Consider the following 6,466-nt stretch of genomic DNA (forward strand, 5'->3'; position numbering starts at 1 on the left):
CCGCTTCTGCCGCCTCCTGCCCAGTATCTGCGTGATGACGCGATCAGGGGAGGAATGGATCTGATGTTCTTTGCCCACAGATCCCATCTGGCGCATGCCGACGCCGAGCTGGCAACGCGTACCCTCGGACGGGCGCATCACCGCGCCCTGTACTTCCTCGGCAGGTACCCGGAAATCTCAGTCAGCGAACTACTGGACGTTCTCTGCGTCACCAAGCAATCGCTCGGCAGGGTAATGCGGGATCTGATCGACCGCGGGCTCGTCTGCGGACGTGTCGGGGAGCGCGATCGACGGCAGAAGCTGCTGTCGCTCACCGACGAGGGACGTGCGCTGGAGCACGCGCTGTTCGAGGAACTCAGGCGCAACATGGCGAACGCGTATCAGGCGGCAGGAGAGACAGCCGTCACGGGCTACTGGATCGTAATGCAGCATCTCATGCGCGGTGAAGCACGGGAGCAGTTCCGCAGGCTGCACTCCCGTCAATAATCGCCATTAACAGGTACCGGACCAGGTCGAAAGGGGGGCTTGATCGATCTGGCCCGGTGGGTATCACCTATCCTGCAAGCCCGGAGGGAGTAAGCGACTTGCCGGTGGTGAGCTCGTTTTCCAGCACCGGGACCGCGGTGCCGGCGACCTGCTGCAGCGCCGGGTCGGTCCCGTCCTGCGCGTAACCCTTGTGCACGGCCCACGCGGCCTGCTGAACCTGCGCGGACTGCGTCAGATACAGATTGTCAAAGGCGCTCTTGGGCGCCTTCTGGAGCAGCTTGAGGAGGGCAGCGCGGTCAGCGGACAGGCTCGAGGACGGCGCCTTGATCGTGCGCTGATCATTCTTCAGCGCCGCCAGCAGCGCCTTGTGGCTGCTCTGCGTTTCCGCCAGCACGCGCTTTGCATAGGCCTTGACGTCGTCTCTCTGCGCGCGCGTCGCGGCAAGCTGCGCGGCCTTGATCTGGTAAAGGTTCGCATCGGCCGCAGCGAGCACGTAATTGGGCCCGCTCTGGCTCGCGATCGGCGAGACGCCGATGTCAGCGCTGGTCATTGTTCCCGAAGTGGCGGGCGAAACGGCCTGCGCTAGCACTGGTACCGGCGCCAGGGTGAGCAGCGCAGCGACAATCGCAATCTTCATCGAGGTTCTCCGTCGGTGTTGTCAGGCATTGACCGAAATCAACGGGTCGAACGATAAGGAAACGGAACGGTTCCCTTTCTTGCGACGCACCTCGGCGCCCTGCTGGAGAGGTGGCCGCTCGGACGTCTGGAGGTACGCGGCGATGATGAACATGGCGGCTCTTGAAGCCGTTCCAATGCCGGTTAGGTCGAAATCTGAAGCGGCAGACCGAATTGCGAGGTTTTCCTTGCGCAAAAGCGGCGTCTCCCGCGCCTCGATCGTGTTCGCTCTGCTCTGCGTTGCCATCCTCACTGGCTGCGACCGAACTCCTCGCGAGGCGCCTCCGCGAGCGAAGGACACGATCAGCGTACCGCCGCAGACCTCCACCATCGACGTGCCGATCGTCGCGGACCTGGGCAAGCTGGCGGCAACTCTCGAAAAGGCGGTTCCGCGTCGCCTTTGGTCAATCGACAAGCCGGAGCAGACCTGCGTCCCGCCGAAGAAGGTCAAGATCCTCTTTGCGAGAATTAAGACGCCCGCGATCCGGTGCCGCATCACGGGCACCGTCGTCCGAGGGCCGTTGGTGCTGGAGGGCTCGGGCAAAACGATCACCGTCACCATGCCGCTTCACGCCGCGATCAGCGCCCGGGACGTGGGAGGCGTGCTCAGCCGGGAAACAGCCGAGGCGGACGCCCGCGTTCGGGCAGTAGCCAGGCTCGACATCGCCGGCGACTGGTCGCCGCGCGCAACGGTATCGATCGCCTACGACTGGACCGACGAGCCGCACGTCGACTTCCTGGGCCAGCGCATCGAGTTCACCAGCAAGGCCGACGCCAAGCTCGCCGGCGTCGTCGCGCGCCTGGAGGACGCTCTGCCGCAGGAGCTCGGCAGATTGCAGCTGCGCAAGCAGATCGCGCAGGTGTGGGGCGCGGCGTTCACCTCCGTCCAGTTGAACCGGGCGAACCCGCCGGTGTGGATGCGGATCACTCCCCGACAGTTGAGCTACGGAGGCTACACTATTTCGCGCAATCGGGTGAACCTGCGGCTGGGGCTGACGGCGGGGACGGAGACCTTTGTCGGCGATCGGCCTCCTGATCCGCAGCGCCAGCCGCTCCCCGACATGACGCGCATGCAGCCTGGACCCGGCCGCATCCTGTTCGCCATACCCGTCATCGCCGACTATCGTCAGCTGGAGCCGGTGCTCGCAAAGGCATTGGTGAAGCGTTCCCGCCGCCCCTTCGAGGTGCCCGGTGTCGGTGCGGTGCGCGCGCAGTTTCACCAGGTGACCATCTACGGTACGACGGGCGGCAAGATCGCGGTCGGGCTCCGCTTCAGTGCGGCAGCCGAAGGCGGGGAGCCTTCGCGGGGCACGATCTGGCTTACCGCCACGCCGCGCAACGCCGTCAATGATCGCCGTGTCGCGTTTGACGATCTCACCGTCGCAGGTGTGACCGACTCGGTCCGAACAAGCCTGCTCCTGAAGCTCGTGAACGCCCCCGGCATCTCCAGCACCGTGTCCGCCGCGCTGACGCAGAACTTCGAAAAGGATTTCGACGAGCTGCTCGCCAAGATCACCCGTGCGATCGACGAGAAGCGGATTGGCGACCTGATCGTGCGCGCCCACATCACGGACGTGCGCACGGGCCAGCTGAAGGCGGCGGGGCAAGGCGTGTACCTCCCCGTATGGGGGCGCGGCACGGCCACGATCCGCCTTGCTCCACGATAGAGGACGCCCGACCTCACGACGGCAACCGGCACGGACCGGCGCATTGCCCACGCATTGGCCTGGCGGCATGTCTCCATCCCATGAGAACTCGTATAAAGATTTGCTGCATCGCCTCGCCGGATGAAGCGCGGATCGCGATCGCCGCGGGGGCGGATGCGCTGGGGCTGGTGGCACGCATGCCCTCTGGTCCCGGTCGGATCTCCGACAGGGCGATCGCAGAGGTGACGGCGCTCGTGCCACCGCCGGTGGCCACCTTGCTGCTGACATCCGAGATAACCGCCGACGCCATCTCCGCCCATGTCCGCGCGACCGCTCCGGCGGCGGTCCAGATCGTGTCGCACATCGATCCCGCGGAGTCGGGCAAGCTGGCGGCGCTGGAGCCGCACGTCCGCCGGATCCAGGTCATCCACGTCGAAGGGCCCGACGCGCTACAGCTGATCCCGGCCTATGAGCCTTGCGTTCATGCCTTCCTGCTCGACTCGGGCAGGCCCAACGCCCCGGTCGCTGAGCTGGGCGGAACCGGCCGCGCGCATGACTGGGCGGTCAGCGCCGCTTTCGTCCGTGCGACCGAGAAGCCGGTGTTTCTTGCCGGGGGCCTGACCGCCGCTAACGTGGCGGAAGCGATCAGGCAGGTTCGCCCCTTATGGTGTCGACCTGTGCTCCGGCGTCCGGACGGGTGGTCAGCTCGACCCGCAGAAGCTGTTCGCCTTCGTCACCGCGGTCCAGCAGATCGACGGGGAAATGGCGCGGGCGATGTGACGGCACTGGCACCGGCGTGAACGCCTTCCTCCGCCGGCGTCCTGTGCAGTTGAGGTTAGCCCCCCGTCACAGACTTGCCGCCTCCAGTTCGCGAAGCAGGCGATGCGGATCGAACGGCTTGGGCATGAACGCGGTTCGGACCGGCAGATCCTCGCTGTCCAGGGGCACGTTGCCCGACACCACGAATAGGACGGTCGGCGGATAGCGCCTGCGCACGTGATGAGCGAGCGCAAGGCCGTCCATCGACCCAGGCATGTTGACGTCCGTCAGAACAGCGCCGATCTCCCTGTGACGATCGAGCAATTCGATGGCGCTCTCGGCATTCGTGGCCTCGAACACTCTCCAACCTGCATGTTCGAAGAAGTCGACCAGATCGAACCTGAGGATGGCTTCGTCTTCCACGATCAGGATCGTCTTGTTCGCAATCGGCTTACGCTGGCCCACTAAATGTTTCCATCATTGATCGAGACGTCTTCAAGGCGTGCATGGAGGGTGAACGCGAACCCTTCGGCGTCGAAGGCAGTTTCCGTCTTGCCGCTGGTGTACGCGCTCAACGATCGCTCGATGAGAACCGAACCGAAACCCTTACGCTGCGGAGCCTGCACGGGTGGCCCGCCGTGCTCACGCCAGTGAACATCCAGAAGCGCCTCACCTCCCTGATCCGCAATCCCCCACCGAAGTGACACAGTCCCCGTTTCATTGGATAGAGCCCCATATTTCGCGGCATTGGTTGCGAGTTCATGAAGCGTGAGCGCAAAGGCGAGCGTGACCTGGGGCTTGATGGCGATGCGCGGCCCGTCGATGAGGATGCGCGTGCCGATGGCGCCATGAGGGGTCAGCGCCCGGACCGCCAGCTCGCCCAGGTCGGCCGAGCGCCATGACCTCCGTGTCAGCAGGTCGGTTGCAGCGCCGAGCGCCACGAGGCGGGCGGAAAGGTCGCGGCTCGCGGCTTCGGTATCGGACGCGCTGCGCAGCGTCTGGCTCGCCACCGATTGCACAACCGCAAGGACGTTCTTGAGGCGGTGAGCCAGCTCGCCATTGAGCAGCCGCATGTCGTCTTCGGCGCGCCGACGTTCGCGGAAGTCGCGCGTGACCGTTCCATAGGCGACGTGCATGCCGTTCGCGTCGGTAATTCTGAACACCGAATACAGGACAGGGATCGCCTCACCTGTCCCGAAGTGGCGAAGCTCCACCTCACCGGCCCACTGGCCCACCCGGTCGACCGCTGGCAGCACCTCGCGGGAAATCTGCTCGGCCTGTTCAGGCGAGAAAAAGTCGCCGATAACCAGATCGGACGTTGCCCGGTCGTCCAGGCCGACCAGCCTTCTCGCCGCGCCGTTCAGGTAGAACACGCGGCCGTCCCGCGCGGCCATTCCGATGAAATCGGTGCTGTTCTCCGCCAGTCGCACGAAGCGATCCCGCTCCTCCCCGCTGGCGCGCAGTTCGGTGATGTCGCGGGATACGCAAAGGATCCGCTCAGGCTTGCCGTCCGGTCCCGTGATCGGGCTGACGGCGACGTGCCACCATTTCAGGTTGCCCCGGCGCGTTTCGGCCATGCCCATGAAGGTGGTGGCATCTCCCCGCCGCGCGGCTTCGACGGCGCGCTTCGCGCTTTCCCTGCCGGCGCCATGCCAGACGTCGGTCCATGGACGGCCCGCCACGTCGGCGAAGTCGCCGATCTCCATCAGCTGCTGCCCCCCATCATTCATAAAGGTCAGATTGCCCGCAAGATCGAGGACCTTGATGCAGTCCGTCGAGCTGGACAGCACGCTCGACAGGAAAGCCTCGCGCTCTGCGATCGCGCGGTTCACCCGTTCAAGCTCCTCGCGTGACCGGCGAAGTTCGTCCTCGACTGCCACCTGCGCGCTGATATCGACGTTGTTCCCCACCCAGCGCCGCAGTACACCTGCCTCGTCGCGCTGCGGGACGATCCGCGAGAGAAACGGCCGAAAGACGCCATCGGCACCGCGCAGCGGGAACACCATCTCGAACGGTTCGCCCGTGGCAATCGAGCCGGTCCAGCGCTCCATGACGGCAGGCAGGACGTCGGGGTCATGAACCGCTTGCCAACCCCAGCCCTCCATCTGCTCGGCTGTCGTGCCGCAATAGTCGTGCCAACGCCTGTTATACCAGGTGATGTGACCATCGGCATTCGCAACCCAGCACAAGGTCGGCAGGTTATCTGCCAAGTCCCTGAACGTAAGATCACCGTCGATTGCTGAAGCCGAAGTTAGGCTTTCCAGCTTGCGGCTCATGCTGGAGACCTGCCGCCAACGTCGGCGGTAATGATGCTTGCGGTCATTCCCCTGTCACTACCTCCGCGCCTGCCTCTCGCCATCTCGCTTCACGACCAGGGTTGCGGTCGCCTGCCGATCGGTTTGCACCTACTTGGCAGACGGTCGCCTAGGGTCAGGACCCATTGATGTGGGAGGCGCGATCTGATTCAGGCTCCGTGAGGAGAGAGTGGATGAGCGACCTGTACTGGCTGACGGATGAGCAGATGGCGCGTCTGCAACCGTTCTTTCCCAAGAGCCATGGCAAGCCTCGGGTCGATGATCGGCGGGTGCTCAGCGGCATCATTTTCGTCAATCGCAACGGGCTACGCTGGTGTGATGCACCGAAGGACTATGGGCTGTGGATCGGCGTGGAAAAAGGACCCCGGTAGCGGGGTGATCGGCGTCGAAAAGGGACCCCTCATCCCGGTGGTCTAGGCTGTTCGCTTGGCGGTGTGTCAGGCGGCGAGAGCGGGATGCTGGTATTGGAGACGGTGTTGAGGATCCGGCGCGAGCACGCGTCGGGGAAGGCCATCAAGGCGATAGCGCGGGACCTGCACCTGTCGCGCAAGGTGGTGCGCAAGGCGATCCGGGCACCGGAGGCGG

The 6,466-nt window shown here is 64.9% G+C and carries 8 protein-coding genes; 4 read left to right on the forward strand and 4 right to left on the reverse strand.

Annotation, left to right across the window (positions count from 1 at the left end):
• Positions 1-54 precede the first annotated feature (54 nt).
• Positions 55-486 (forward strand): MarR family winged helix-turn-helix transcriptional regulator, encoded by a 432-nt coding sequence (locus COA17_RS17640; RefSeq protein ID WP_096614143.1) that lies wholly within the window; start codon positions 55-57, stop codon positions 484-486.
• A gap of 67 nt (positions 487-553) precedes the next feature.
• Here the strand turns inward: COA17_RS17640 and COA17_RS17645 are convergent, their stop codons facing one another.
• Together COA17_RS17645 and COA17_RS20105 are read right to left on the reverse strand one after the other, a co-directional pair.
• Positions 554-1,123: a DUF4142 domain-containing protein gene (locus COA17_RS17645; RefSeq protein WP_066707305.1), complete on the reverse strand. Its 570-nt coding sequence runs from the start codon at positions 1,121-1,123 to the stop codon at positions 554-556.
• A 21-nt stretch (positions 1,124-1,144) separates the two neighbouring features.
• The gene (locus COA17_RS20105) at positions 1,145-1,276 is read right to left on the reverse strand and encodes a hypothetical protein (RefSeq protein WP_255266731.1); all 132 of its coding nucleotides are present in this window, start codon (positions 1,274-1,276) and stop codon (positions 1,145-1,147) included.
• Between COA17_RS20105 and COA17_RS17650 the strand changes: the two genes are divergently transcribed.
• Together COA17_RS17650 and COA17_RS17655 are read left to right on the forward strand one after the other, a co-directional pair.
• Positions 1,266-2,828: a DUF4403 family protein gene (locus tag COA17_RS17650; RefSeq protein ID WP_245857931.1), complete on the forward strand. Its 1,563-nt coding sequence runs from the start codon at positions 1,266-1,268 to the stop codon at positions 2,826-2,828. The two genes, COA17_RS20105 and COA17_RS17650, sit on opposite strands and share 11 nt — an antisense overlap.
• 80 nt (positions 2,829-2,908) lie before the next feature.
• On the forward strand, positions 2,909-3,607 hold the full coding sequence (locus tag COA17_RS17655; RefSeq protein WP_245857932.1) for a phosphoribosylanthranilate isomerase: 699 nt from the start codon (positions 2,909-2,911) through the stop codon (positions 3,605-3,607).
• A gap of 46 nt (positions 3,608-3,653) precedes the next feature.
• On the opposite strand, the gene COA17_RS17660 is transcribed toward COA17_RS17655, so the two are convergent.
• Positions 3,654-4,031, reverse strand: a complete 378-nt coding sequence (locus tag COA17_RS17660) for a response regulator (protein ID WP_096614145.1) — start codon at positions 4,029-4,031, stop codon at positions 3,654-3,656.
• Positions 4,031-5,842, reverse strand: a complete 1,812-nt coding sequence (locus COA17_RS17665) for a PAS domain-containing protein (RefSeq protein ID WP_096614147.1) — start codon at positions 5,840-5,842, stop codon at positions 4,031-4,033. The genes COA17_RS17660 and COA17_RS17665 overlap by 1 nt, the downstream gene beginning before the upstream one ends.
• Positions 5,843-6,054: 212 nt before the next feature.
• On the opposite strand from COA17_RS17665, the gene COA17_RS17670 reads away from it, so the two are divergent.
• Entirely contained in the window at positions 6,055-6,252 is a 198-nt protein-coding gene (locus tag COA17_RS17670; RefSeq protein ID WP_281253341.1) for a transposase, read from the forward strand.
• Positions 6,253-6,466: the final 214 nt, after the last annotated feature.

It is taken from the genome of Sphingomonas ginsenosidimutans (genome assembly GCF_002374835.1).
In the GTDB taxonomy this organism is placed as follows: domain Bacteria; phylum Pseudomonadota; class Alphaproteobacteria; order Sphingomonadales; family Sphingomonadaceae; genus Sphingomonas; species Sphingomonas ginsenosidimutans.

Coding starts and splice junctions, on each gene's coding strand:
- COA17_RS17640 (WP_096614143.1), top strand. CDS start 55: ATGGATCTGATGTTCTTTGCCCACAGATCCCATCTGGCGCATGCCGAC.
- COA17_RS17645 (WP_066707305.1), bottom strand. CDS start 1,123: ATGAAGATTGCGATTGTCGCTGCGCTGCTCACCCTGGCGCCGGTACCA.
- COA17_RS17650 (WP_245857931.1), top strand. CDS start 1,266: ATGATGAACATGGCGGCTCTTGAAGCCGTTCCAATGCCGGTTAGGTCG.
- COA17_RS20105 (WP_255266731.1), bottom strand. CDS start 1,276: ATGTTCATCATCGCCGCGTACCTCCAGACGTCCGAGCGGCCACCTCTC.
- COA17_RS17655 (WP_245857932.1), top strand. CDS start 2,909: ATGAGAACTCGTATAAAGATTTGCTGCATCGCCTCGCCGGATGAAGCG.
- COA17_RS17665 (WP_096614147.1), bottom strand. CDS start 5,842: ATGAGCCGCAAGCTGGAAAGCCTAACTTCGGCTTCAGCAATCGACGGT.
- COA17_RS17670 (WP_281253341.1), top strand. CDS start 6,055: ATGAGCGACCTGTACTGGCTGACGGATGAGCAGATGGCGCGTCTGCAA.